General features: G+C 45.4%; 30 protein-coding genes and 1 CRISPR repeat array. Of the genes, 14 read left to right on the forward strand and 16 right to left on the reverse strand.

The genetic code is table 11. The features are described from left to right. Positions 1-4: 4 nt before the first annotated feature. Genes GACE_RS07980 through GACE_RS08000 form a run of 5 tightly spaced genes read right to left on the reverse strand, consistent with a single transcriptional unit; the run spans position 5 to position 4,319 of the window. Positions 5-598, reverse strand: coding sequence for an amino acid kinase family protein (locus GACE_RS07980; protein ID WP_048092554.1), 594 nt, complete (start codon positions 596-598; stop codon positions 5-7). Then, positions 585-1,523: a hydantoinase/oxoprolinase family protein gene (locus GACE_RS07985; protein ID WP_318249174.1), complete on the reverse strand. Its 939-nt coding sequence runs from the start codon at positions 1,521-1,523 to the stop codon at positions 585-587. The genes GACE_RS07980 and GACE_RS07985 overlap by 14 nt, the downstream gene beginning before the upstream one ends. Further along, positions 1,507-2,259 (reverse strand): MBL fold metallo-hydrolase, encoded by a 753-nt coding sequence (locus GACE_RS07990; RefSeq protein ID WP_048092558.1) that lies wholly within the window; start codon positions 2,257-2,259, stop codon positions 1,507-1,509. The genes GACE_RS07985 and GACE_RS07990 overlap by 17 nt, the downstream gene beginning before the upstream one ends. A gap of 1 nt (position 2,260) precedes the next feature. Then, positions 2,261-3,496: an ATP-binding protein gene (locus GACE_RS07995; protein ID WP_318249175.1), complete on the reverse strand. Its 1,236-nt coding sequence runs from the start codon at positions 3,494-3,496 to the stop codon at positions 2,261-2,263. A 43-nt stretch (positions 3,497-3,539) separates the two neighbouring features. Further along, a complete protein-coding gene (locus GACE_RS08000) occupies positions 3,540-4,319 on the reverse strand; it encodes a DUF7839 domain-containing protein (RefSeq protein ID WP_048092562.1) in 780 nt (259 codons plus the stop codon). 178 nt (positions 4,320-4,497) lie between these two features. Between GACE_RS08000 and GACE_RS08005 the strand changes: the two genes are divergently transcribed. Next, positions 4,498-4,773, forward strand: a complete 276-nt coding sequence (locus tag GACE_RS08005; protein WP_048092564.1) for a UPF0058 family protein — start codon at positions 4,498-4,500, stop codon at positions 4,771-4,773. Here GACE_RS08005 and rimI read toward each other — a convergent pair. Continuing rightward, on the reverse strand, positions 4,708-5,199 hold the full coding sequence (gene rimI / locus GACE_RS08010) for a ribosomal protein S18-alanine N-acetyltransferase (protein WP_048092566.1): 492 nt from the start codon (positions 5,197-5,199) through the stop codon (positions 4,708-4,710). The two genes, GACE_RS08005 and rimI, sit on opposite strands and share 66 nt — an antisense overlap. Positions 5,200-5,227: 28 nt before the next feature. Between rimI and GACE_RS08015 the strand changes: the two genes are divergently transcribed. Beyond that, positions 5,228-5,632, forward strand: coding sequence for a UPF0146 family protein (locus tag GACE_RS08015; protein ID WP_048092568.1), 405 nt, complete (start codon positions 5,228-5,230; stop codon positions 5,630-5,632). Here GACE_RS08015 and dph5 read toward each other — a convergent pair. Continuing rightward, positions 5,583-6,353: a diphthine synthase gene (dph5, locus tag GACE_RS08020; RefSeq protein ID WP_048092570.1), complete on the reverse strand. Its 771-nt coding sequence runs from the start codon at positions 6,351-6,353 to the stop codon at positions 5,583-5,585. The genes GACE_RS08015 and dph5 overlap by 50 nt on opposite strands. A 508-nt stretch (positions 6,354-6,861) precedes the next feature. On the opposite strand from dph5, the gene GACE_RS08025 reads away from it, so the two are divergent. The 8 genes from GACE_RS08025 to GACE_RS08060 all read left to right on the forward strand — a co-directional run bounded on the left by GACE_RS08025 (position 6,862) and on the right by GACE_RS08060 (position 12,040). Next, entirely contained in the window at positions 6,862-7,050 is a 189-nt protein-coding gene (locus GACE_RS08025) for a hypothetical protein (protein ID WP_048093796.1), read from the forward strand. 139 nt (positions 7,051-7,189) lie between these two features. After that, positions 7,190-8,163: a CRISPR direct-repeat array (repeat unit 30 nt; unit sequence CTTTCAATCCCTTAAAGGTCTGATTTCAAC). 475 nt (positions 8,164-8,638) lie between these two features. Next, positions 8,639-9,136, forward strand: coding sequence for a CRISPR-associated protein Cas4 (gene cas4 / locus GACE_RS08030; protein WP_048092571.1), 498 nt, complete (start codon positions 8,639-8,641; stop codon positions 9,134-9,136). 9 nt (positions 9,137-9,145) lie between these two features. After that, positions 9,146-10,114 (forward strand): type I-B CRISPR-associated endonuclease Cas1b, encoded by a 969-nt coding sequence (cas1b, locus tag GACE_RS08035; RefSeq protein WP_048093798.1) that lies wholly within the window; start codon positions 9,146-9,148, stop codon positions 10,112-10,114. Position 10,115: 1 nt separating this feature from the next. Beyond that, a complete protein-coding gene (gene cas2, locus GACE_RS08040; protein WP_048092573.1) occupies positions 10,116-10,379 on the forward strand; it encodes a CRISPR-associated endonuclease Cas2 in 264 nt (87 codons plus the stop codon). 72 nt (positions 10,380-10,451) lie between these two features. Continuing rightward, the gene (hepT, locus tag GACE_RS08045; protein ID WP_048092574.1) at positions 10,452-10,850 is read left to right on the forward strand and encodes a type VII toxin-antitoxin system HepT family RNase toxin; all 399 of its coding nucleotides are present in this window, start codon (positions 10,452-10,454) and stop codon (positions 10,848-10,850) included. Beyond that, positions 10,825-11,259: a nucleotidyltransferase domain-containing protein gene (locus GACE_RS08050; protein WP_048092576.1), complete on the forward strand. Its 435-nt coding sequence runs from the start codon at positions 10,825-10,827 to the stop codon at positions 11,257-11,259. Before hepT ends, GACE_RS08050 begins: the two co-directional genes overlap by 26 nt. A 147-nt stretch (positions 11,260-11,406) precedes the next feature. Then, the gene (locus GACE_RS08055) at positions 11,407-11,634 is read left to right on the forward strand and encodes a hypothetical protein (RefSeq protein ID WP_048092577.1); all 228 of its coding nucleotides are present in this window, start codon (positions 11,407-11,409) and stop codon (positions 11,632-11,634) included. Continuing rightward, positions 11,627-12,040 carry a type II toxin-antitoxin system VapC family toxin gene (locus GACE_RS08060; RefSeq protein WP_048092579.1) on the forward strand — a complete coding sequence of 138 codons (414 nt, stop codon included), beginning with the start codon at positions 11,627-11,629 and terminating at the stop codon, positions 12,038-12,040. The genes GACE_RS08055 and GACE_RS08060 overlap by 8 nt, the downstream gene beginning before the upstream one ends. Positions 12,041-12,408: 368 nt before the next feature. Here the strand turns inward: GACE_RS08060 and GACE_RS08065 are convergent, their stop codons facing one another. The 6 genes from GACE_RS08065 to cas6 are packed head-to-tail and all read right to left on the reverse strand — an operon-like array spanning position 12,409 to position 18,666. Beyond that, positions 12,409-12,609, reverse strand: a complete 201-nt coding sequence (locus GACE_RS08065; protein ID WP_202962731.1) for a HEPN domain-containing protein — start codon at positions 12,607-12,609, stop codon at positions 12,409-12,411. Beyond that, positions 12,590-14,806, reverse strand: a complete 2,217-nt coding sequence (locus GACE_RS08070; RefSeq protein ID WP_048092581.1) for a CRISPR-associated helicase/endonuclease Cas3 — start codon at positions 14,804-14,806, stop codon at positions 12,590-12,592. The genes GACE_RS08065 and GACE_RS08070 overlap by 20 nt, the downstream gene beginning before the upstream one ends. Further along, complete coding sequence (gene cas5b, locus GACE_RS08075; RefSeq protein WP_048092583.1) at positions 14,781-15,428, reverse strand: type I-B CRISPR-associated protein Cas5b; 648 nt, start codon at positions 15,426-15,428, stop codon at positions 14,781-14,783. Before cas5b ends, GACE_RS08070 begins: the two co-directional genes overlap by 26 nt. A gap of 3 nt (positions 15,429-15,431) precedes the next feature. Further along, a complete protein-coding gene (gene cas7i / locus GACE_RS08080) occupies positions 15,432-16,502 on the reverse strand; it encodes a type I-B CRISPR-associated protein Cas7/Cst2/DevR (protein ID WP_048092585.1) in 1,071 nt (356 codons plus the stop codon). Beyond that, positions 16,499-17,944, reverse strand: coding sequence for a type I-B CRISPR-associated protein Cas8b1/Cst1 (cas8a1, locus tag GACE_RS08085; protein WP_084063703.1), 1,446 nt, complete (start codon positions 17,942-17,944; stop codon positions 16,499-16,501). Before cas8a1 ends, cas7i begins: the two co-directional genes overlap by 4 nt. Next, positions 17,941-18,666, reverse strand: coding sequence for a CRISPR-associated endoribonuclease Cas6 (gene cas6, locus GACE_RS08090; RefSeq protein ID WP_048092586.1), 726 nt, complete (start codon positions 18,664-18,666; stop codon positions 17,941-17,943). Before cas6 ends, cas8a1 begins: the two co-directional genes overlap by 4 nt. 221 nt (positions 18,667-18,887) lie before the next feature. Here cas6 and queC point away from each other — a divergent pair, with 221 nt between their 5' ends. The 3 genes from queC to queD are packed head-to-tail and all read left to right on the forward strand — an operon-like array spanning position 18,888 to position 20,625. Next, positions 18,888-19,628 (forward strand): 7-cyano-7-deazaguanine synthase QueC, encoded by a 741-nt coding sequence (gene queC, locus GACE_RS08100; protein WP_048092590.1) that lies wholly within the window; start codon positions 18,888-18,890, stop codon positions 19,626-19,628. Beyond that, positions 19,612-20,289, forward strand: coding sequence for a 7-carboxy-7-deazaguanine synthase QueE (locus GACE_RS08105; protein ID WP_048092592.1), 678 nt, complete (start codon positions 19,612-19,614; stop codon positions 20,287-20,289). The genes queC and GACE_RS08105 overlap by 17 nt, the downstream gene beginning before the upstream one ends. Beyond that, a complete protein-coding gene (gene queD / locus GACE_RS08110) occupies positions 20,290-20,625 on the forward strand; it encodes a 6-carboxytetrahydropterin synthase QueD (RefSeq protein WP_048092593.1) in 336 nt (111 codons plus the stop codon). It abuts the gene before it with no gap. Here the strand turns inward: queD and GACE_RS08115 are convergent. Both GACE_RS08115 and GACE_RS08120 read right to left on the reverse strand, forming a co-directional pair. Continuing rightward, entirely contained in the window at positions 20,615-20,944 is a 330-nt protein-coding gene (locus GACE_RS08115; RefSeq protein ID WP_048092595.1) for a P-II family nitrogen regulator, read from the reverse strand. The genes queD and GACE_RS08115 overlap by 11 nt on opposite strands. A gap of 9 nt (positions 20,945-20,953) precedes the next feature. Then, complete coding sequence (locus tag GACE_RS08120) at positions 20,954-22,150, reverse strand: ammonium transporter (protein WP_048092597.1); 1,197 nt, start codon at positions 22,148-22,150, stop codon at positions 20,954-20,956. A 425-nt stretch (positions 22,151-22,575) separates the two neighbouring features. Between GACE_RS08120 and GACE_RS08125 the strand changes: the two genes are divergently transcribed. Further along, entirely contained in the window at positions 22,576-22,767 is a 192-nt protein-coding gene (locus tag GACE_RS08125) for a hypothetical protein (RefSeq protein WP_048092599.1), read from the forward strand. On the opposite strand, the gene GACE_RS08130 is transcribed toward GACE_RS08125, so the two are convergent. Beyond that, the gene (locus tag GACE_RS08130; RefSeq protein ID WP_048092600.1) at positions 22,733-23,275 is read right to left on the reverse strand and encodes a cysteine hydrolase family protein; all 543 of its coding nucleotides are present in this window, start codon (positions 23,273-23,275) and stop codon (positions 22,733-22,735) included. The two genes, GACE_RS08125 and GACE_RS08130, sit on opposite strands and share 35 nt — an antisense overlap. Between the last annotated feature and the right edge of the window lie 39 nt (positions 23,276-23,314).

Below are 23,314 nucleotides of genomic sequence, written 5' to 3' on the forward strand. Positions count from 1 at the left end.
TTCATCACCTCCCGATTATTCTGGTGCCTTTAGCTTCCCCTTTCATTATATAATCTTTTACCCTTCCCTCCACGAGGCCGTTGCATATAAACATGTCTCTCCCGTATTCCCTCAGAAGCTTTGGAGCGTAGCTATCAACACAGGTCTCACGACTCAGCTCGCTGGCCGCTATGCGTTCCACAAGCGTTCCGTCCACGTAAATTCCATCCACATCAGTAATCTTCAGGATGTCCTCGGCCCCGGTTTTTTCCGCCACCCACACGGCTATGCTGTCAGATGTTACGTCCCAGCTGTGTGGCAGAACATCATGTTTCCTCAGCAGGACATAGGGCAGAAGGATCCTGACGCCCCTGACATCGAAATCAAAGTTTTCAGGCTCGATAATTTCGGCATACCGTGAAAGATAGTACCCGTAAACGTTCATCCCGGCAATTGCCATCCAGTGGGCACTTTCATCATCGGTCTCAAGCTTTCTCACCATGTCCGCAAAAATCCACCCTCCAGGAACGATGAGGATGTCCTCCCCGGAGTTTTTCAGCTCCCAGATAATCCTTCCTGCATTCTCCGAAACACTGCCTCCAAGTTTAACCACTATCATTCAGCTCCACCAGCCTGGCCATCGCAAAGGCAGGGAAAATGTCAGACACTTCACCGTACTTCTCCCGAAGCGACACGTACTCCATTTCTGCCAGTTCTGCTGCCTCCTTAAGCAATACTTCACCGATTCCGCAGCCTACGACTGTTTCGATCCTGTAGAGGTTTCTCTTCTGCTCAAACACCTCTGCAACCCTTGAAACCATTTCATCTTTAATTTCTCCCGCAAGCTCCATAACGTAATCTTCCCCAACCTCATGCAGATCCGCACATACCTGTCTTGCAAGCCTCTGCATGCATTCTGCGGAGCTTTTGCCCCGCCCATCCGGTGTTTCGCACGAGTAAGCAGTCCCGTCAATAAGCCCGAGAACAAGCATCGCATCGGCGGTTATCGAGAAAAACTCCGATGAACAGTTTCTCTTTATCAGAAAAGATGAGGGCGTCCTCAGCATCCCAAAATAAAGAAGCTCTTCTCTGTTGAGCCTCTCAAAGTCTGTTTTACCGGCAAGAATTCTTCCATCCCTTACAGGAATCAGATCGGTTGTTGTGGACCCCATATCGGCAAAAATGAAATCGTCAAACTCTCCTGAGAGGTACCTCACACTTGCCACCCAGTTGTTGGCAGCAAAATTTTCAGGATTGTCGATTTTTCTTTTAAGGTTTCCATCGAGGTCAATAAACACGACATCCTCAAAGGCATTCTTAACAGCATTTGTGATGTAAACAACACCTTCAGCCTTGCTTGAAAACGAGTCTGCAAGCTCACCTGTCAAGACCACTCCCACTCTACCCCTAAGATTCAACCCTTTCAAAAAATCTCCGAGTTCCTGCCACTTCTGCCACATCGGGAAGTAGTAGATCCTGCTACTGCCGTCATAAACCTTAATGTTGGCTCCTCCTATATCCATTCCATTATATGAAGTCCTCAAGGCTCACACCTCTGAACTCAAATGTTTCAAAATCCCTTGCAAGAGGGTAGCTGTTGGTTACGGGATAAAAATGTCCCACATGCACAAACAGGGTTTTTCTGGCGTTGAGCTTTTTCGCCATGGCCTTAGCTTCCCCTGCATTCATGTGCTTCCTGAGTCTGTATCCTTCGGGGGCGATGGCATCGATGAGAAGAAGGTCTGGATTTCTCATCCTTTCCAGGCTTTCCTTGGGTATGTTTGAGTTGGTATCTCCGGTGATTACGATCTTGCTGCCTCCATATCTTATCACAATACCGTGAGCCCTTCTCAAAGGCGGATGGGTTACATCCACAAGCTCAATCTCCATGCCAAACAGATTAAAGCTCCTGTAAGGCTCAACCTGCTTTTCCCGGTATTTCATGAAAAACATGAACCTCCCAACATCTTCAAGAACCTCTCCACTGCTGTAAACGTTTACACCGCTCTGAACCCTGTAAAAATCTCCAAATCCGGCAAAGTGATCGTAATGGGCATGGGTCCATATAACCGCATCCACGGAATCCACACTGGCCTTCAAAAGCTGCCTCCTCATGTCCGGAGAGGTATCTATCAGAACATTTTTTCCTTCATTCTGAATTAAAACAGAAAACCTCAACCTCTCCCAGCCATTCTTTCTCGCATTCTCGCACGTTTTGCAGTGACAGCCCACGACAGGTGTTCCCGGCGAGTCTCCAGTTCCAAGTATCGTCAGCTTCATATCAGTAGGAGTTCTTGAGCTTCAGTCTCTCCTTCACATCATCAACCGCCTTCAGCAGGTCATCCATTGTTAGGCTCTTCCTCCCTTCCAGGAGTGCCGAAAGCACTGCTTCTCTAACAATGAGTTTGACCTCAGAGCCTGTAAAGCCATCGGTCTCCCTGACCAGCCTTTCAATATCGTAATCTCCAGAAATTTTACTGAGAGAGATTTCAAAGATCCTTTTTCTGACATTTTCAGATGGTTCCGGAAACTCGACGATCTTATCAAATCTCCTCCACACCGCAGCGTCCAGCAAACTTGGATGATTTGTTGCAGCTATGAGCAGGACTCCATCCTCTACCAGATTTATTTCGTCAATGGATTTCAGCAGAGTGTTTACTGCTCTTTTAACAGCCGCATGCTCATCGCTTGTCCTCGTCTTCGCCACATAATCAAACTCGTCAATGAAGAGTATGCAGGGAGAGAGTCGCTTTGCAATCTCAAAAACCTTTTCAATGTTCTTTGATGTCTCTCCGAGGAACTGACTTGTGATCATCGAAAGCTTGACCTCCACAAGGGGAAGAAAGAGCTTTTTGCTCAGCGCCCTTGCAGTTGTTGTCTTTCCGGTACCTGGCGGCCCGATGAAAAGAAGTTTTCCAATCTCTTTCAGCCCGACCTTTCTCAGCCACTCCCGCTCTTCCATGGCAATTTCTATTTTCCGGATTTCCTTTATCTGATAGTCTTCAAGGACCACGTCACTCACATCATCATCTATTTCTTCCGGAGAGAGAATCCTGACAAGACTGAGCATTTCTGCAGTCGCTTCATCTCTGCTAAGCTCTTCAATAACTCCTTTTAGCCATTCTGCATCGCTGTGCTTTGGCTGTATGTGCTTTCTCGCATCCGCATAAGAAATGTTGAGCGAATCATAATTTTCGAAATAATACGCAAGGACCGGATTTCTCTTTATGAATTCAATTCCGTTCTTGGCCATCCATCTTGCAGCAATTTCGAAAGACGTCAGCTTGATCTGCTTGTTGAAAGCGTTCACATCCACAAAGGGAAGCTTTTTCAGCTCCTTTTCATTGTAACCCGCATAATTCCTTACAGTGGATTCTTTTATAACAAGGGGCCTCTTTATACTCCCATTCGAGTAAAGAATCTTTCTTATTTCCTTGGGGATATCGTCCTCACTAAGAGCATCATACTTATTGAATATTTCTGCTGTGAGCAGAAGTTCGACTGCCTTAACTAACATCACTGCCACCTCCGCAATCCCGGACATTAATCCGGATGGATTTTTAATCCTTTTGTTTCGACCCATCTACAATGTCGAAAGATATGCCCTCTTCGATAAGGGTCCTGACGAGGTCTTCCATCACTGACTCGGTAACCACAGCGATAACACCACTCCCGTGATGCGATGCCTCGATGCAGACATTCTTCGCCCCAAAAAATATCGGTTCAACTCCCGCCTTTCTGCAGGTTACAAGTGCCTCCAGACCCATGGCAACGACGACATGTCTTCTCTTTCCCATTATCAGTTTTTCAAGCTGTTCGACATCAGCAGCTTTGCTACCGCCCCTCTCCACCATCGGAACCTTGAATATCACCACCTCTCCTTTCTGAGGGGGCGTGAACGCACCTGTTGGCTTCACCAGGACCTCTTCTCCCTCCTCCGCATCTCCCGTTGCAACACCGTTACCTGTTTCACTCTTTCTTACATACACAAACCCATCTTCAAACCAGTACTCGACAGTATCTCCTTCCTCTATATCCTCCCTTGCAAGAGCAAGCACAGAAGAGGAGTAAATCTTGCTTATCAGGTCTTCTGTAAACATGTGAAGATCAAACAGATTCCTGTTGAGCCACTCCTTCCCCTTTTCAGTTACGACATAATACCCCTTGTGAACTACATTGATCAGCTCTTCAGATACAAGTTCCTTGAAGTGCTCGGAAACAGCCTGGGGGGTGATGCTCAGTTTCCTCGCAATGTCCCTCTGATTGCACTCCGGATTTCTCATTAGTTCCGCAAGTATGAGAAGTTTAACCGTTTCTCTTCTGCTAAGCAGAACCTTCATCTCCAATATGGTGATGTAAAGAGCTATTAAAAACTTCCCAAAAGCTTACTGTCGTATGCCAATTGAGTTCAACACATAGCTTATTTTTCTCGTCATTTGTATAAATACGAACCCAGACTTATTAATGATAAATAAAGCTTTTATAGCCTATGATGATGATAAAATATGGTGGTGCTGAATGCACAAGGAAGAGCTTGTATTTCTGCATCTGACGCTGTTTCATGTTAAGAGATTTTTGGAAGAGGCCGGTTTGAGCAACGGTTATTTCAAAGAGTACGAAGACATGGGGGTTCAGCCCGTACACATCCACAAAAGCAAAAACGACCACAAAAAAGCGATATTTCTCCTGTGTAAGGGGCTTAATGAGATGCTGGGAGAGAGAAGTCATTCAGATCTGCTCGCCAACCCGAGACTGAGAGAAGTCATCAGCCTTGTCGAGGTCCAGGTTCATTAGATAAGCTGCCTCTCCATCGCTGTAATACGACTCAAGATAACCAGCGACCTCAAAACCAAATTTTTTATACAGGTTCTGGGCAGGAGTGTTCGACTCCCTGACCTCAAGCAGGATTTTCCTCATGCCTCTCTTTTTTGCCCTTTGAATTGCTTCTCTGAGAAGTATTTTTCCTATGCCTCTCCTCCTGAACTCCTTCTTTACTGCTATAGACATGATTTTGGCTTCCTCATTCCTGTAAGAGAGAACAACATACCCCACCACCATGCTGCCCATGTCCGCAACAATAATCTCGCTGCCATACGCAAGGTACACGAACAGATCATAGGTGGGGTTTCTGGTGTTGAATGACTCAGCATCAATTCGTATTATGTCCGACGAATCCCTCGCCTCAAACGGGCGAATCAGTACTGAATACACAGAAGCCATTATATGTATTTGATATATAAGCTGAACTGTGATAGATCTCGCCGAGTACATTGCGATGATGGGGGTGAAAAAAGTCGCAGAGGTTGGTATCGGAAACCACTTCGCAATTTCAAGAAGGCTGGAGGAGAGCGGGATACAGGTGGTAAAAACAGACCTGAAAAAAACCGCAGATGATGTGATTGCCGATGATGTGTGCAACCCGGATTTATCGAAGTATGAGGGTGTGGAGCTCATTTACTCCATCAGACCACCGTATGAAATCCAGGCGTGTATTCTCAGGCTTGGAAGTGCCCTGAAGTGCGATGTGATAATTCTGCCCCTCAAAAACGAAATTGTTGAAGGGGGAAGACTTGTAAATTACAGATCTGCGAGATTCTACATCTTCACTCCACGAGACTCTCAAGAGATGCCGGGGCATTGGCAAACTCCCTGAGGAATTCATATTCAGTTATGTGAATTGTCCTGGCAAGAACAACTATGGAGTGAAGCGGTTTTCCAAAGTCGTGATCCCTGAGCCTGTAGAATTTGTCGCATACGGCGAGACTGTCATCAGACCCGACCCTCGCAACTCCAACCGCGAAATGGTCGAGGGTGCCATCGTCTATCCTCTCAAGAAGCTCTACCGCATACTCAATCGTCATGGGCTCGGGGTTCAGATCGAGCAGAAGTAACGTGTGCGCATTTATTGAGAGGTTCTGCTTTATCACGTCAAGAGGTGTTCTCGAGACCGTATTTCTGTAAGGGTAGCTCACCGTCGCGATTTTTCCGAATCTGTAAATGTGCAATCCTGTAACCCCGGCAATCGCTGAAACTATGCTGGCGTTGTGAATTATCCTCACCTCCACGCCCTTTTTCTTGGCCTCGAAAACCACGCTCGAATGCGTCGTTGCAATCATCGGGTCTCCCGGAACGAGCACGACCACAACCCTTTCTCTTGCCTCGTCAATGAGCTTAGCGCTCTCCTCTTCGAGGTGCCTCCTTTCCAGAAGCTCAATTTCCCTGCCAAAAGTCCTCTCAAGTGTCTCCAGAGATGTCGACAGCCTTGAAGTGTAGAACTCCACGTAAACCCTGTCAGCATTCCTGACTGCTTCAAGCCCTTTCAGCGTGATGTCCCTTTCATCACACAGGCCGAGACCAACAAACGTGAGAGGCATCTGAGCTTAAAGACAGTGGTAGCTATTTTAAGTTACCGGGTGCATGTGATGCTTTTAGCCTCACCTCTTTCAACCCCTCCAACGTTTGAGAATGTTTAACTGTGCACTTAACTAACTTGCTAAAAACCTTCCTCGATAGTTACAAACAGGTATCTAAACTTACCATATTACATACCCAAGATTCGAATAATCTTCTTGGATTAACCTGTGGTCGATAAAACTCCCTGTTGCTCGAGGCTCTGAAAAATCTCAATTTGGAGTTTGAGCATCAAACCTTTCGGGAAGTGGATTAGGGTTGAATCTGTGTTTTCTTCTTTCAAACAGAGAATTGGGATTTTTCTCTGTTTGATTACAGCTAAATCCTGTAGTGAACTGGAACTTGTTCTGCAGAGTGTTTGTTCTGTATTGCAGTAAACCGAGGTGGAGTTTGTGTTAAGCGGACAGGCCTATTCAAGGGCAGAGAATCCTTAAATAGATTGCGCGCAAATAATCTGTGAAGGTGCCATACATGAGCGAGATAACTGTCAAGCTCAAAATCCCAGATGAGGTCCTGAAGCAGGTGGATTTGAACAGGGTAGTCGAGAGGCTTGAAAGAGAAATTATGCTTGAGTACAACCTGAAAAAGCTTCATGGAAAGTTCAGGGGCAGAAATCTTGAGAAGCTGCTCGAAGAGGTAGACGAGGAATGGGGGATTTGAAGGCTTTTGTTGACAGCAACGTCATTATCAACCATCTTGAAGGAAAGCTGGATTTGTCCGAGCTGAGGAGTAAATACAGACTGCATTCAAATGCTATCGTTTTCAGCGAGGTTTCCATGGTTTACCTGAAAGCGATTGCCTTTCAATCCCTTCAAGGTCTGATTTCAACGATATACTTATGCTACTGGTTGGGTCAAGAGTGTAATGCTTTCAATCCCTTAAAGGTCTGATTTCAACTTCGAAGGAGTCTCCAAACCCAAATCTAATGATGTGTTCTTTCAATCCCTTAAAGGTCTGATTTCAACATGTTTACCGCATAAGCCCCGAATATGCTTTTCTGGCTTTCAATCCCTTAAAGGTCTGATTTCAACGCTGGGGATTGGCTTAAACAGCAAATACAAACCTACATCTTTCAATCCCTTAAAGGTCTGATTTCAACAAAAAATCTATCAGCTAAAAACGACGCTTATAGAATTCTTTCAATCCCTTAAAGGTCTGATTTCAACTCAGCAAGTGGAGGAGCATGAATTAAGGTGCCGAGATCATCCTTTCAATCCCTTAAAGGTCTGATTTCAACCCATCCGGTTCTATAGCATACTTGCAGTCATCTTTACTTTCAATCCCTTAAAGGTCTGATTTCAACCTTTCCTCGTTAGTTATATAGTTGTAAACTGAGATACTTTCAATCCCTTAAAGGTCTGATTTCAACCCTTAGAGGGGTTCAAGAAGTCCATGTTGATCTCATCTTTCAATCCCTTAAAGGTCTGATTTCAACACTCGGATTCCCGTATGCGATGTTCAGCTCGCTCGAATCTTTCAATCCCTTAAAGGTCTGATTTCAACGCAGCAGCAAGCTGCAACAGTTACCCAGAACACTGCACCTTTCAATCCCTTAAAGGTCTGATTTCAACTATGAGATAGACAAAAAGTATTGGGACATGCTCAAAGCTTTCAATCCCTTAAAGGTCTGATTTCAACACCAATCTTAATTGGAGGTAACTCTAACATAGTTATTGCTTTCAATCCCTTAAAGGTCTGATTTCAACAAGGCAATAATAACAGCATGCATGAACTATAAAGAGGCTTTCAATCCCTTAAAGGTCTGATTTCAACCTCCGTTAATATTCCCTCAGATTCATTTAAAAAGCTTTCTTCCCGCTTCTTTCGTTTAAATACTGCAGCGAAACTCCGGTGATGCGGGTTATTTATAACGTTGTGCGACTTTTATCCTGGGGTTTGTTTTTGGATTCTGGATTTTTTATGAGCTTTTTACTGAATTTTAGGAAATCTGTCAGGGAGGAGTGGGAGAATAAAAATAAACTGGCTTTATTTCTTAAAAGAAGGAAGTGAAAATTAAAAGTTTTTGCTATAAAAATAGCTGATAATATGATGTGCGACGTCTCCAGACGTCCCCGTTCCTGAACTGAAGAAATTTAAACGGGTTAAACTGAAAAAGGGGAAGAAGCCACGGGGAAGAGGTGCATACCGAACTGAAAAAATAAATTATACACCATCAACAAATCAGCAGATTACACTTAATACTTCCACTTTGAAAAGTCTTTTATTTTTCAAAAACCATTCTGATTAAATGATTGATGAAATGTACATCAGAGGCGTGCAGGTGAACTACTACTTCGTCTGCAAAACAAAGCTCTGGCTCTTCAGCCACAACGTGAGCATGGAAAGGGAGAGCGATGCGGTGAGACTGGGAAAGCTCATACACAGGAGTGTTTTCGACAGAGACGAGAAGGAGGTCAGGATTGGTCCGATAGCGATTGATGCCGTAAGGAGGGGTGACGTGATTGAGATACGGGAGGTGAAGAAGAGCAGGGCATTCGAGAAGGCCAGCTACTACCAGCTCCTCTACTACCTCTACTACCTGTCGAGGTTTGGAATAAAAGCTGTTGGAAGGCTGAGCTTTCCAAAGCAAAGGAGGAGTGAGGAGGTCATCCTGAATGAAGATGCGGTGAAGGAGATTGAAAACGTGCTTAAGGAAATTCCCGGCATTGTCGAGGGCGAAATGCCCGAACCGGATTACAAACCTCACTGCAGGAAATGCGCCTATTTTGAGTTCTGCTTCACGTGAGGGGTGGAGATGAAAAGGAGGAACTTCTACATCGTTTCGGATGGCAGGCTCAAGCGGAAAGAAAACACGCTCTACTTCGAGAGTGGCGAGGACAGGAGGCCAATACCGGTAAATGCAATATACGCCATCTACGCCCTGGGATCCCTGACCGTCACGTCAAAAGCGCTCTCGTATCTGGCAAGGGAGGGAATATGCGTCCACTTCTTCAACAGGTACGGCCTCTACGAGGGGTCGTTCTACCCACGGGAAGGCCTCGTTTCAGGAGAGGTCGTGATAAGGCAGGCGGAGCACTACCTCGACCACGACAAAAGGCTCTACTTAGCCAAGGCTTTCGTTGAGGGGAGCATCATGAACATGGCGAGGGTGCTGAGGAAGAGCGGAGAAGATGATAGCGAGGTTATCTCAGCACTGCAGGCCCTTGCCGACGCTGGGAGAATCGACGAGGTTATGGGTGCAGAGGCCGTAGCAAGGAACGCCTACTACTCGAAGTTCGACTCCATCCTGCAGGAAATGAAATTCGAGAGAAGGAGCAGGCAGCCTCCGGAGAACGAGGTGAACGCGATGATCAGCTTTGGAAACTCGCTGCTCTATTCTGCCGTTATTTCCGAGATCTACCACACACAGCTTCACCCGGCGATAAGCTTCCTGCACGAACCCATGGAAAGGAGGTTCAGTCTCGCTTTAGATATAGCGGAGCTGTTCAAACCCGTGATAGTGGACAGGCTGATATTCAACCTCGTCAACAGAAAAGTTGTGACGGAAGGAGACTTCGACGACCGCTTCAACGGAGTCCTGCTGAACGAGAACGGCAGAAGGAAGTTCGTCAAAGCGTTCAACGAGAGGCTCGAAAAGACAGTGAAGCACAGGAAGCTGAAGAGGAGCGTTTCCTACCAGAGACTGATAAGGCTGGAGTGCTACAAGCTCGTGAAGCACGTGCTTAATGCTGAGAAATACAGGCCGTTCGTGATGTGGTGGTGAAATGTACGTGATCATAGCCTACGACGTGAACGTGGAGCGGGTGAACAGGGTGAAGAAGTTTCTGAGACAGCATTTGAACTGGGTTCAGAACTCGCTCTTCGAGGGAGAGGTTACCCCGGCAGACCTCGAGGAGATAAGGATGGGGCTGAGGAGAATAATAGATGAAGAGGAGGACATGGTGGTGATATACAGGCTGAGGAGTGCTGATGCCATGAAGAGGGAGGTCATCGGGGTGGAGAAGAGCAGCGTTGATGAGGTAATCTGAGTTAATGTTTTTGCCACGAATCACTTCAAACGCAGTAAAGCATAAAACTATCTTAGACAAAATAAAATCCGTATGAGAAAAGAGAGATACAGGGAAAAAATCGAATACATCATCGAGGCAATCAATGAGATTCCGCCAAACCCGGAACGACCAATAGAGGTCAGCGGGACGTTTTACAATCTTCTGACAGCAATAGAATCTGCCATGGACATCTCCGCAATGCTCGTAAAAGATTTTGGAAAAAGAGTGGAGGACGATTACGGAAACATAGAGATTCTTCAGGAAATTGGTGTGCTTGATGGAGAGCTTGCTGAGAACCTGAAAATGTGCAACGGTTTGAGAAACTGGCTCGTACACAGATACAACAGGGTGGACAAAGAACTCGTCCTCAGCTCAGTCGAAGAGGTCAAGGAAATTCTGACGAAGTTTATAAAGAGGGTGGAGGATGTCCTGGAAAAAGCCGAGCTTTGAAGAGATCAGGAAAGACCTGAAAGCCATTTCAGAATACAAGGCAGTTATCTTCGGATCCTACGTTACGGGGGAGTTCAGGAAAGGTTCAGACATTGATATTGCAGTGATTACCGAAATCAGAGACCGGAAAGAGAACATTTCCATTCAAAAGAGGCTTTTCAGCATTGCCAGGCCAATTTATGATTTAAGAGTTTTTGAGCTACTCCCGATCAAGGTAAAAGCGTCGGTTATGAGCGATTACATCGTTCTGTTTGGAGACGAGCTTGAGATTTCTGAATACTTCTACCACTGGAGAAAGATGTGGAATGATGTAAAGCACAGAATCAGCTACCACGAGAGCTACGAAGACAAGCTAAAAGCGATTGAGAAGGGTAATAAGTTAACGGAGATTTTGAAGGAGAAGCAATAACGATCCAGCAGCTTCCGGAAATATACTTCAGCCCCCCAGTCTCTCCAGAGCGATTCTCAAGGGATTGTTTTGGATTTGAGGATCTTCTTCCCCGCTTTCTCAGTACCAACAACAAAATAGATATACTTGTAATACAGTAATACAGACATGGCAGTAATAAGTGTAAGAATAGATGACAGATTGAAGAAACAGATGGATAAGCACAGGCACATTAACTGGAGCGAGGTGATAAGGGCCGAACTAACCAGAGTTATCGAGAGGCTTGAGAGCAGGAATGTTGCCGAAGCTCTTTTGATAAACGAGAAGGTCAGGAAAGAATCTGTCAAAGATACCACATCAATAATCAGAGAGTGGAGGGAAAGCAGGTATGGATAAGGTGGTGGCTGACGCGAGCGTAATCGTCAAGTGGTTCGTTGACGAGATTTATTCAGATAATGCAAGAAAACTGAGAGACGAATTCATTAACGGGAGTGTCGAGATTCTTTCTCCGGAGCTGATGCCCTACGAAGTCCTGAATGCCCTGAAGTATACCGGCCTTTTCAGCAATGAAGAGATTGTTCTCATAGCCAGAGCCCTGGCTCTTTACGGTTTCAGGCTGTTTCCGCTAACGAAAAATCTAGCCGAAAAAACTGCAGAAATTGCGATGGAGAAAAACATAACAGTATACGATGCTGCGTACGTTGCTCTTGCCGAGGAGCAAAAAGCAAGGCTTTTCACTGCAGATGAGAAGCTGATAAAGAAAGTAAATCTGGATTTCGTGAGACACATAGGCGAGTTATGACCGAGTTTTCGTATCTAAAATCAAAAACCAGAGGTTGATTCATGTTCAGAGACCCCTCAATTGTATTATTCCGTATCGGCCCACATAATTTACTCCCAAATCAATCTCAACAAACCGCTCTTGGGCTGGAATTTCAATTCAGCCATATTATATTCCCCTAACTCCAATATGAATTCTGAAATATCGCCCCCCAGAATAACCAAATCTCCGAATTTAACTTTCAGCTTTTTTATTTCTTTTGGGATTTCACCTGCCTTTTTTGCTTAATCTGATTGCAAACATACCATAAGGCGAGGATGTCCTGCCTGCAGGTTTTTATCGAGATCGTGCAAGAGAATGGAATAGAAAAAGCTCCCAGAAATTTTCGTCTATTTCACGCCGTATGCTTTTCTCACTACGTCTACCACGAATTTTGCGTAATTTATAGCCCGTAATGCCTCTTCAGCGGTGTACTCTTCAAGCGGTATGAAGTCCTCAGCACCGTAAAAGCTCAGTTCTCGCTCTTTTCTCAGTTCTTTGGATATTCTTGTCATATCTTCCAGATCCACCTCAAACAATATCAATTTCATTATCAACCTCATCTACAAGCCCAGTCTCAGGAGTGTACCTCAGATTAGCAATGAGTATTCTGTGGTTTCGGTCATAACTAAACACTTCTCCAAATTTATTTTGCAAAGTGAAGAATTTCCAGTGAGGAATAGGAACCAGATAGCGATAAACTTCAATTCCTTTCCCATTCTCAATTAGTTTAATAACTTTATCTGCAAACCTGATTGGAACAATCTCTAACCCCTGAAACATTTTGTAAAACTGTTCTTCATTTCCACTCTTTTTCAGTGGTTGCAGTTCCTCAAAAAGTTCCAGAGCAGTCCGTTTATACTTTTCTATCTCCCTTACAAGCTCATTTCTAACTTTAGAGTATCCTTTGCTTACCAAGTCAGGGATAAGCGACTCCTTAAACTCCTGCCCATCCAGATCCCTTAGAAGCTTGACGCTTTCTTTTACAACTTCGTATTGTTTGTAAACTCTAGCATCGTTTTCAGAGCCTTCAGTCAAAATATAGACGTCAGATATCTCCCCTTCTTTCCATCCTTGCCTGTTTACTCTTCCAAACCGTTGAATAAGTGCATCAATGGGTGCAGGTTCTGTCAAAATTGTCTGGAAACTTATGTCCAGCGATACTTCCACAACTTGTGTTGCAACGACGAAATCATAACTGTTTAGATTCCCTCTCAATTTTCTTTCAAGTTCTTCCCTGTCCCCATAAGTAAACCTGCTGTGAAGAAGCATTACACGATAACCAAGGCTTTTAAGTTGCTTATATACATCAATTGCTCTATCTACAGTGTTGCATGCAATTAATGCAGGTGTAAGACCTCTCTTTTTGAATTTCTCTGCAAAATCTTGAATATTCTCTTTTATATTTCCTCTAACAATCTTAACACGATGTCTCGTGAACCTATCTACCTCTTCGCCGGAAATCTCCGGCTTTTCTGGATTTAGCAGTTCAATAAAAAACTCCTCAATGAAGTCTGGCATGGTTGCCGTCATAACCAGAACTTTCGTATTATATTCTTTGAGAACCTCGAGCATTGCAAGGATTATTCCCAGAATGTTCGGTTCGTAGGCGTGAATCTCATCAAATATTAGTAAAGCATTTTTTAGCTCGCATAACGCCATTTCGAAGAACCCAACACCAAAAAATGCTTTCATTATTTGGAATGGTGTTGTTACCTTTAAAGGCGTGAATATTTTTTGATAAAGGCTTGAAAGACGCTTATATTCAAAATTTGAAGCGTAAAGGTAATAGGATGACGAACTGTGCAAAACACCAACTAATTCCGGGCTCTTAAAATATTCCAGCATCCTTTCATGCATTGCATTAACGCTTGCTTTATACGGTAACACATAAAATACTCTGTTAGAAATTCCGTTTTTGGTTGAATAGCCATTAATGTCTGCCCACAAAAGAGCAGTCTCAGTCTTTCCGTAACCAGTAGGTGCTCGGATTAAGAGATTTCCTTTAATTTTATTTGCCTGTTTCTGCAAAGGCCTCCACTCTTTTCTTGGGATTTTGAACGCAATAACCTCGGCTATAGGTGGAAGAAATTTTACCGAATTCTCACCTGCAGATGAAAGATGGTCGCACGCATTCAGTAGACCTTTGAGAAAAATTAGCGCTCCTCTGTATTTTTCCCAATTTCGGTCATACCAATTTAGCAACCCATCAAAATCATATTCTTTAATCAGCTCTTTCCAGCCATTAGAAAGTTTAAATTTCCCGATATTCTTTCCAAAAACATACATCTCCCAGTATGGTATTTTTGGCATGAAAACTTCTTCAACATAGTCAGAATTTTCAAGAAGTTCATCAATTCTCTCAAGATAAGCCATCCACGTAAATTCTTCGATTTCAGTCGGTATTGGGAGGTTTGGATCGCTTAAGTATTTGTGGTGGGTCAAAATTGCAAGAGCAATTAAATTTTTTTCTTCCTCTGCACAATCCAAAAACTGAGTAAATGATGTTGAGAGAATTTCATGCCTGTATCCCCAGATCTCTCCTTTTGCTCCAGCCCTCTGGAAACCCATCGAACACTTTCCAAGATCATGCAAAAGGATGGAATAAAAAAGAAGCTCCCAGAAATTTTTGTGTGTCTCGGAAATCCATGGAAATGCATTTTTTATACTCTTCATCACATTAAGAGCATTGTTGATGTGGCACTCAAGGAAATCATTGGGCTTAAACTTCGCCATGCAGACCTTCATAGAACCATACTCCGATGTCTATTTCAAGGTCATAAAGTAGTTTACCACTATACGTTTGTCGCCTTCTTTGTGCAGCATTTCTGGGAAAAGGCAAAATTGTAAATGGTTTTACTGTTTTTGCTCTTCTCGGAATTGTTGGGTAATCAAATTCCACTGGAAGTGCGTGAACCAAGCCTGGTAAACCCGAAACCACTGGAACAATTGTTCCTCCAACAGGAATGTTTACCCTTTCTTCAAGTTCAACATTTTCTATTTTCTCTACTGTGGCTATATCACTAGAACGCCCGAGCAATAATTGGAATCTCGGCTTTTTGAAGTATTTTTTCCACTCGTCAGGTAGATAAAGATATAGTGTGTTATCGAACAACACTTCTCGCCTCATCACATCTGTTTCAGTTTTTCCTAAAGCATAAATTCTTTCTAGATCAATTCCTTTACCTTCACTCATGAAAACATATCCAACGAATGGAATTTCTTTGAAAGACACTATTTCGCCTCTTGCCGCTGATAATATGCCCTGAATTGTTGAAAGCGGAGGAACAGGTAATGTAGGTTGATAACCTGATTGGAACGTGGGATACCTAAAGCTTGCAGTCCAGCTTTTTATTTTTACTCGCATCATAGTTCAATCATAGTAAGCTTCAATTTCTTCAGCAAACTTTACTATTGCATCTCCAACAGTTGTGACTGCGACTTCGACACCATTTTCAGTAAGAGAATCTTTGACTTTCTCTAATTCATCTTTCCATCCTCTCATGAATCCCTTGTCTTTACCAATGAAAAGTTTTCTTGGATTGATGATTTCTTTGAACTCGAGAATTCTTGAGATCAAGGCTTCAGAGTCAAACCTTATCTCTCCTCTATCCTCGTACACTATGTCGCTTACAAAGGGGTTTATTCCCCCATCAAACATTGCCAAGATGATGAACTTCGGTGTTATATCGGTGAGATACTGGGTCTGCTTTGCACCACCGAAAATATAACGAAGGGCTTTGATCACCTCGCTTGCTCGTTTCTTTCTGATTTCTTTTGGCATAAAAATCTCTCTATCGTCAATCTGTGCATTCATTTCCCTTGCTTTCTGTAGAATTGACTCGTATTCACTTTTGACATCACTTAAACTCTTCGGCAATTTTGAGATTTCATCTTTGCTTAACAAGTTTTTAAATCCTGCTTTGTCAATAATTGTAAATCTGCCAACGAAATCCAGATCTAACGAGAAAACTCCTTTCAGCACGGTTGAATAGAATTCCTGCGTATAAGGGACTGGATCTCCCTCATGCCTTGATGCGTAACCTTCATCAGGTGTGACCGAGCTTCTGTCTGGGAGTAAAGAAATTAAAGGACTGTTTTTGAGAGGCGACATTCTCGTAACCGTGATGTTCACGTTACCTTTCTTGATTGCCCTCATGTATCCAAAAACATCATCATCGGGGTATTCGATCGGATTAGCAGCTGTGAAAACCTGTTTTTCCTCTCTGAACATTGGAGACAAATTCCACTCAAAATGCTCTGCAAGCGTTTTTCTCCACCAATAACGCCAAGCCTGCGGCGAAACATACGGGTATGACAGGCTACCTTTTCTTAATTTCTTAACCCTTGTAACAGTTCTTTCAGGCGTAGTTTCGTCTATTCCAAGCATGTTCAAAGCCGAATGCGATGCATCCACCAATATCATTCCAGCAGCAAATCTCATTCACCCTCACCTCCAAATATTGCATACTCATTTTCTTCTAAAACTTCGCTAATTTCCGACGACTTATCAGATTTTATAAGCCTGTCATGAAGCTTCTCATAAATGCGGAACAACAAGAGATTCCTTACAGTTTTCCAAGAAACATTTACATCCTCTCCGTAAGCAGTGAGTATTTTTGTGAATTCATCAAAAGTCATCAAAGGCTTCTCTATTCCTAGATTTTGCCTGACCTTTTCGATACGAATGAAAAATGCCTCGAATTGATGTAGCTTTTCGGCTCGCTCCAAGCTTCTTACCTCATCGTCAAGCTTATGATTTGGTAGCCTTTCTATTGATTCCACAATTCTATCTCCAACACTTTTAATAAACTCCAGAGCCTCCTTATCCAAACCCGCCACCTCCTTACAGTAAAAAGCCAAAAGATTCCAGCTTGCATTTACTTTTCTTTCCTTTAAATTATAGAAGTACGGTAATATACTTTCATAGTTCAAAAGTCTTGAGTAAACAGCATTCCGCCTCTCTCGTTCAAAGTTTTCGATTTCAGCCTCGCTTGGTTTGCCTTTCCATCCCATTGCAACTATACGCCTCCAGCCAACATAGTCCACTTTATTTGCGTAAGCCACAAATCTTAGTATAGGATTGGGCACATTGATGATGTCTAAGACTTGGTTTTGGAGATTGCATATGAAATAGTACAAAGTAACCGATGCGTTTTCCCAGAACTCATCCCTCTCAACTTTTCTGGTAATTTCACCTATCAGATGGAAAAGAAAGTTCTCTGGTATTCTGAACCCTTTTGCTTGCGATGCAAGTTTGCTTTTTTTAATCTCATCAAGTGCACCTTTTGAAAGTTCAAGCATAAGTTCGTAAGGATACGCATGAATTACCAACACTCTTGAAAGTCTGTAAGACACTAGAGGTAGAAATTGGGTTAAAAATATACAATGTGCACAGATGTCTGCTCCTTTAGGATTTGCTGAATGGAAATAGTTCGTAACCCCACCAGTCCCCAGCAAAGGAAAAACTGAAAGGTAGATTTCTTTACCTGTGTATGCAGGTTTTCTACCACATATAATGCATGTCGGGGAGTCCGGATTTGTGGCATTGGTTTTCTCCAAGATGCTCCATAAATTCTGAGCTATGTTCTCTGGAGATCGTTTCTTAGACATGCTTGGATTGGACATTACTATCCCACTATTTGGAAATATCATGCCATGAAGATAGCTTGAACTCCAATCTTTCGTTGCATAAAGTTCTGCAGCAAAGTCTACAGCCTTTGAAACATCTTCTTTTTGAAGCTCTTCAGGTTTGCTTTTTCCAGCAATTAGTAGAATCGCAGCTAATCCTGCATCCACAAAAGGGTGCCCTGTCCAGTAAAATTCCATACCATTTTCTCTCCTTTTTTCTTCGAAATGATTTTCAGATAAATCAATGTCACTCATACCACCTTCACCATCCCGAGCCCCATCGAATTTTTCGCGCCAAAACCGGCCTTGTATCCAACCTCCAGCAGCTCTTTACTCCCCCTGGCCTCGAAAACCATCTCGACGCATCTGTGGTAGGTGTTCTTTATTCTGATCCTCTTGGCCTTGACGCTCAGGGGCTTTATCTCCAGATCAACGTTCTCCGGTGTTTTCCGGTAATGAGCCATGTACTTCTTCACCAGATTCTGCCTGATTATTTCGTAAAACTCGACATCTTTGGGATAGAGGTCGATCACCCTCCCGTTTCCGTTTTCTCCTGCGTATCTGGAAACGTTTATCGGGCTAAGTGTTACGAAGCGCTCCCTGCTTCCAATTTTCTTCTCCCGCATAACTCTGACCTCAGAGACGAGAAACCTGGCACCCGATATCTCGATCTCAGGTTTTGAAAGCAGGCCCTCGACTAGCCTCTCGGCGATTTCATTCCTCATCGTGGAGAAGAAGAAATGAGCACTGTCACCGTAAACGACCATCTTTTCGCCCTCGATCCTGAATCTTCTCCCCGGAATCATGAGCTTGCTGAAGGTGAACAGCTTGGGAATTCCTGGCCGGTGGAGTTCAAGGGATAGCGATGGGTCCGCTCTCTCAATCGCCCTGTAAATTGCAGAGGCGAGGTGGTAATGGTGGTTCAAATCTATGACAGACCTTCGCTCCAAGGGAGCAAGGTTCACCTTCAAACGCATTGATGAGTCATTATTTCACAAAAATAAAACTTTTTTGCCTGCTTGAAAAGTAAAAAACACTTTGATGAAAAATTTTTACCAGAATGTTTCACAATTTGGAACGAAAACTTTTCAGAGCACACAGCCATTAAATACCCTGCCGGCATTCAGCTGAGAGGTTCAGAATCCGGCACGGTGTTTGAAATGAGCAGGGCAATATCACACAAAGCGGGTGATGAGAGATGAGCGCCACAAACAGGGCAGTCCTCATACTCAGCGGAGGAGTGGACAGCTCGACGCTCCTCTACTGGCTCCTCGATAGGGGCTATGAGGTTCACGCTCTCACATTCAACTACGGGCAGAAGCATTCAAGAGAGATAGAGCACGCGAGGCTGATAGCAGAGAAAGCTACGGAGAGAGGCAGGGTAACGCACAGGGTCGTGGACATCTCAGCAATTCACGAGCTCATCTCTTCTGGAGCTTTGACCGGAGATGGCGAGGTTCCAAAGGCATTCTACAGCGAGGATGTGCAGAAGAGGACGATAGTCCCCAACAGGAACATGATAATGCTTTCCATCGCTGCAGGCTACGCGGTTAAAATTGGGGCAGGGGAGGTTTACTATGCCGCCCACAAGAGCGACTACAGCATCTACCCCGACTGCAGGAAGGAGTTCGTTAAAGCTTTGGACACGGCCGTCTATCTTGCCAACCTCTGGACGCCCGTTGAGATTAAAGCCCCCTTCGTGGACATGACGAAAGACGAGATAGTCGGGCTCGGGCTGAAGCTTGGAGTTCCATACGAGCTAACCTGGAGCTGCTACGAGGGCGGGGAAAGACCATGCCTCGAGTGCGGGACGTGTCTGGAAAGGACTGAGGCGTTCCTGCTGAACGGTGCAAGGGATCCGCTGCTGAGTGATGAGGAGTGGAAGAGGGCTGTAAAGGCCTACGAGGAAAAGAAGAGAGAGCATGAGGGCAAACATTAGCGAGATCTTCTACTCCGTTCAGGGAGAGGGCATATTCTGCGGAGTGAGGCAGCTTTTCATCAGGTTCTCGGGCTGCAACCTCAACTGCTACTACTGCGACACCCGGTACTCAGAGAGGTGCATGGACTATGCGAACAGCAGGGAGCTCGAAAACCCCGTGAGCTTGGATTACATTCAGAACGTTGTGGACTCCTCGAAAAACATACACTCCGTCTCGTTTACGGGTGGGGAGCCTTTGCTCTACGCGAACTTCATAGCAGGACTGGAAAAGACGAGAGCGTTCTACCTCGAGTCCAACATGTCTCTGCCAGAGGAGGCCAGAAAGCTGAAGCATTTCGACATAATTGCGGGAGACCTGAAGGTCAGGGAGGCGTTGAAGGCCGGTTATGAGGAGATCTACGAAAACACCGTGAAGTCATTCAGGATACTGAGGGATTCTGAGAGCAGGGTCACCTTCGCCAAGATCGTTCTGCCGGAGCGGTTCGACGTCGAGGATGTGCTGGCAAGAGCCGAGGGCATCGCGGACTGTGTCAGATGCTTCGTCCTCCAGCCCGTGTTTGGCTCTGACGTGAGAAACATTTTAAAACTCCAGGAAAAGATGCTGGAGCTTGCCGACACGAGGGTGATTCCGCAGGTTCACAAATACCTGGGGGTGAGGTAAATGAGAATTGGTGTTAGCGAGAGGTTCAGCGCAGCCCACTCGATTCCGGGGCATGAGAGGTGCGGAAGGCTGCACGGACACAACTTCAGGGTCGAAGTGGAGATTGAAGGCGATGTCCGGGAAAACGGGATGGTGATGGACTTTTACGACCTGAAAAAACACCTCAGGGAAGTGCTGAGCGAGTTCGACCACAGGATACTCAACGAGATAATCGATATTCCGACGTCCGAGAACATCTGCACCGAAATTTTCAGAAAATTAAAAAATAAGGGCCTGAACGTTGTCAGGGTCAGGGTTTACGAGAGCGAGGACAAGTGGGCAGAGCTTACTGAATGACCTCCCCGGTCCTTATCCTCACCGATTTCTCCACCGGCAGGATGAAAACCCTTCCATCCCCGATTTTTCCCGTTCTCGCTCCGGCAATTATTGCATCAACAGCCCTCTGAACCTCTTCATCTTCTACAACCACTTCAAGCTTCACCTTCTCAAGCATGTCCACCTCAACAGTCCTTCCGCGAAACTGGAGCTGTATTCCCTTCTGCTCCCCTCTTCCCTTCACCTCGGTAACTGTGAGGGCAACAAAGCCTGCATCCTCGAGTGAGTCCATCACCTGTTCGACCCTCTCAGGCCTGATTATAGCCACAACCATCTTCATGCTACCACCTCACGCGTATGCCCTCTCCCCGTGCTGGGATACGTCAAGCCCGACGTACTCCTCCTCTTCCGTAACCCTGAGTCCCATCACCGCATCTACAGCCTTTGCAAGTACGAGCGTCACTCCGAAGGCGTAGGCTATCGCTGCAAGGGATGCCACCACCTGTGCAGCAAACTGCTCAACGTTGCCGTAAAGCAGTCCGCTGTACCCTCCAACGCTTTCCATGGCAAAGATCCCCGTTGCCAGAGCGCCCCACAGCCCGCCGATTCCGTGTACCGCCCACGCATCAAGGCTCTCATCCCACCTTCTACTCACCCTGAAGAGCATCGCTCCATAGCAGAGAACTCCTGCCGCTGCACCAATGGCAATTGCTGATAGGGAATCCACATACCCCGCAGCGGGAGTTATAGCGACAAGACCGGCTATAGCACCGCTCACCATTCCGAGGCCACTTGGCTTGTCGTGAAGCCAGCTCGCAACGAGCCATGCGATCGCTCCTGCTGCTGCAGCGGTGTTCGTTACAAGCAATGCGTTCGCTGCACTTTCTCCAGCAGATAAAGCACTTCCGGCATTGAATCCGAACCAGCCGAACCAGAGCAGTGCAGTTCCGAGCATTGTCATCGGTATGCTGTGGGGGGTCATGCTGTGCTCCTCATAGCCGAGCCTCCTGCCAATCACGAAGGCGAGAGCTAACGCCGAGAATCCGGAGCTTATGTGCACCACGGTTCCTCCGGCGAAGTCTAAAGCTCCAAGCTCTGCGAGCCACCCTCCACCCCACACCCAGTGGGCGAGTGGATCGTAGACGAGGGTCGTCCACAGCACTCCAAAAACCATGAACGAGCTGAGCTTTATCCTTTCAGCCACACCACTCGACAGTATGGCGAGAGTTACCGCAGCAAAGGTCAGCTGAAATGCAACGAAGAGCAGCGAAGGTATGCTGCCCGCATCCCCGGAAACGCCTCTGAGGCCGGCTGCACTCAGGTCACCGATGAATCCTGCGACGTCGTTGCCGAAGGACAGGGTGTATCCAAGCAGCACCCACTGAACGCTCACCGCTGCAAGAGCTATGAACGAAAGGGAGAGCATAGAAACCGCGTTCTTCCTCCTCACCATTCCTGCATAGAAAAGCCCGACTCCCGGTACCATCAGCATAACCATCGCCGTTGAGACCAGCAACCAGGCAGTATCTCCACTGTCCATCCACATCACCGGGCAGGAATCTGACGCCGAAGTATTTAAATATATTTAATCAAATCTGACAGAATTTAATATTTCTTCAGAAAATTTCAGAAATTTCTAAAGAAAATTTAGCAAAAAGCAGCCATCGGTAAAAATACCCCCATCATGCCACTTCCAAAAAGGTATTAATCCTGAACCGCGTAGAAACAGAAGGCCAATGATGAATGATGGGCGATCTGAGACGTGATGAGAGGGGAGAGGCTGAGGCTGCCCATCCTTTAAACACCATTTAACCCGGCAAACGATCCTGCCATGTGTCTGTTTTCTACTCTGTAACGCGAGATTCGAGAAAAGGCACAGCTTGAGTACCAAAAAGGCAAGAGATCGGCAGGTGAACAGTAAACGGAGCAAAAAAGAACAGGTTTATATGTCTCTGAACAAAAACATCGGGCATGGATGAAAGGGAGAAAAAAGCACTGACATCGAGTCTCCAGCGCTCGTCAATTGCGGGAACAGCGATAATGAGCTTTGCCCTTGCGCTTCTCGTGCTGTACTATGCGAAGGTCAGCATGTTCTACTCGATCGTCATCTCTGCAGCTTTCGCAGCCATCACAACCCTCGCAAGAAGTCGCTCAAGGTTATGATTCTCGCATTGAAAACGTTTTCCATGTGCTTTAAAGCGTACTCATAATCGTAGTCATTCAGTGCTGCGGTGCAGTCCCTTATTACGGCAACCTTGTAGCCTCTAAGCACGGCATCTCCCGCGGTGTGCAGGACGCAGATGTTCGTCAGGACCCCGGTGATGTAAAGCTTTTCAATGCCAAGCTCCCTGAGGGTCAGATCAAGGTCGGTGCCGAAGAAAGCGGAATACCTGCGCTTCCTGACGATGTAGTCCTCTTCCCTCACCTCAAGCTCATCTATTATCTCTGCCCCATCACTTGCAGCAAGACAGTGCTCGGGCCATATATCGAATTCCGGATCGTCCTTTCTGTGCCAGTCCTGGGTGAAAATCACCGGCATCTTCTTTCTCGCCTCTCTGACGGCTTTAGCAGTTGGCTCGAAGATGCCTGAGAGGTGCTCTCCACCGAATAGCTTTCCGTCAGGATAGCAGAAGTCCTTCTGCATGTCCACAACGACAAGGGCGGGCCTCATGATATGTGCTTGAAAAAAGAGATTAAAAACCTGTCGAAC

This window comes from Geoglobus acetivorans (assembly GCF_000789255.1).
Taxonomy (GTDB): domain Archaea; phylum Halobacteriota; class Archaeoglobi; order Archaeoglobales; family Archaeoglobaceae; genus Geoglobus; species Geoglobus acetivorans_B.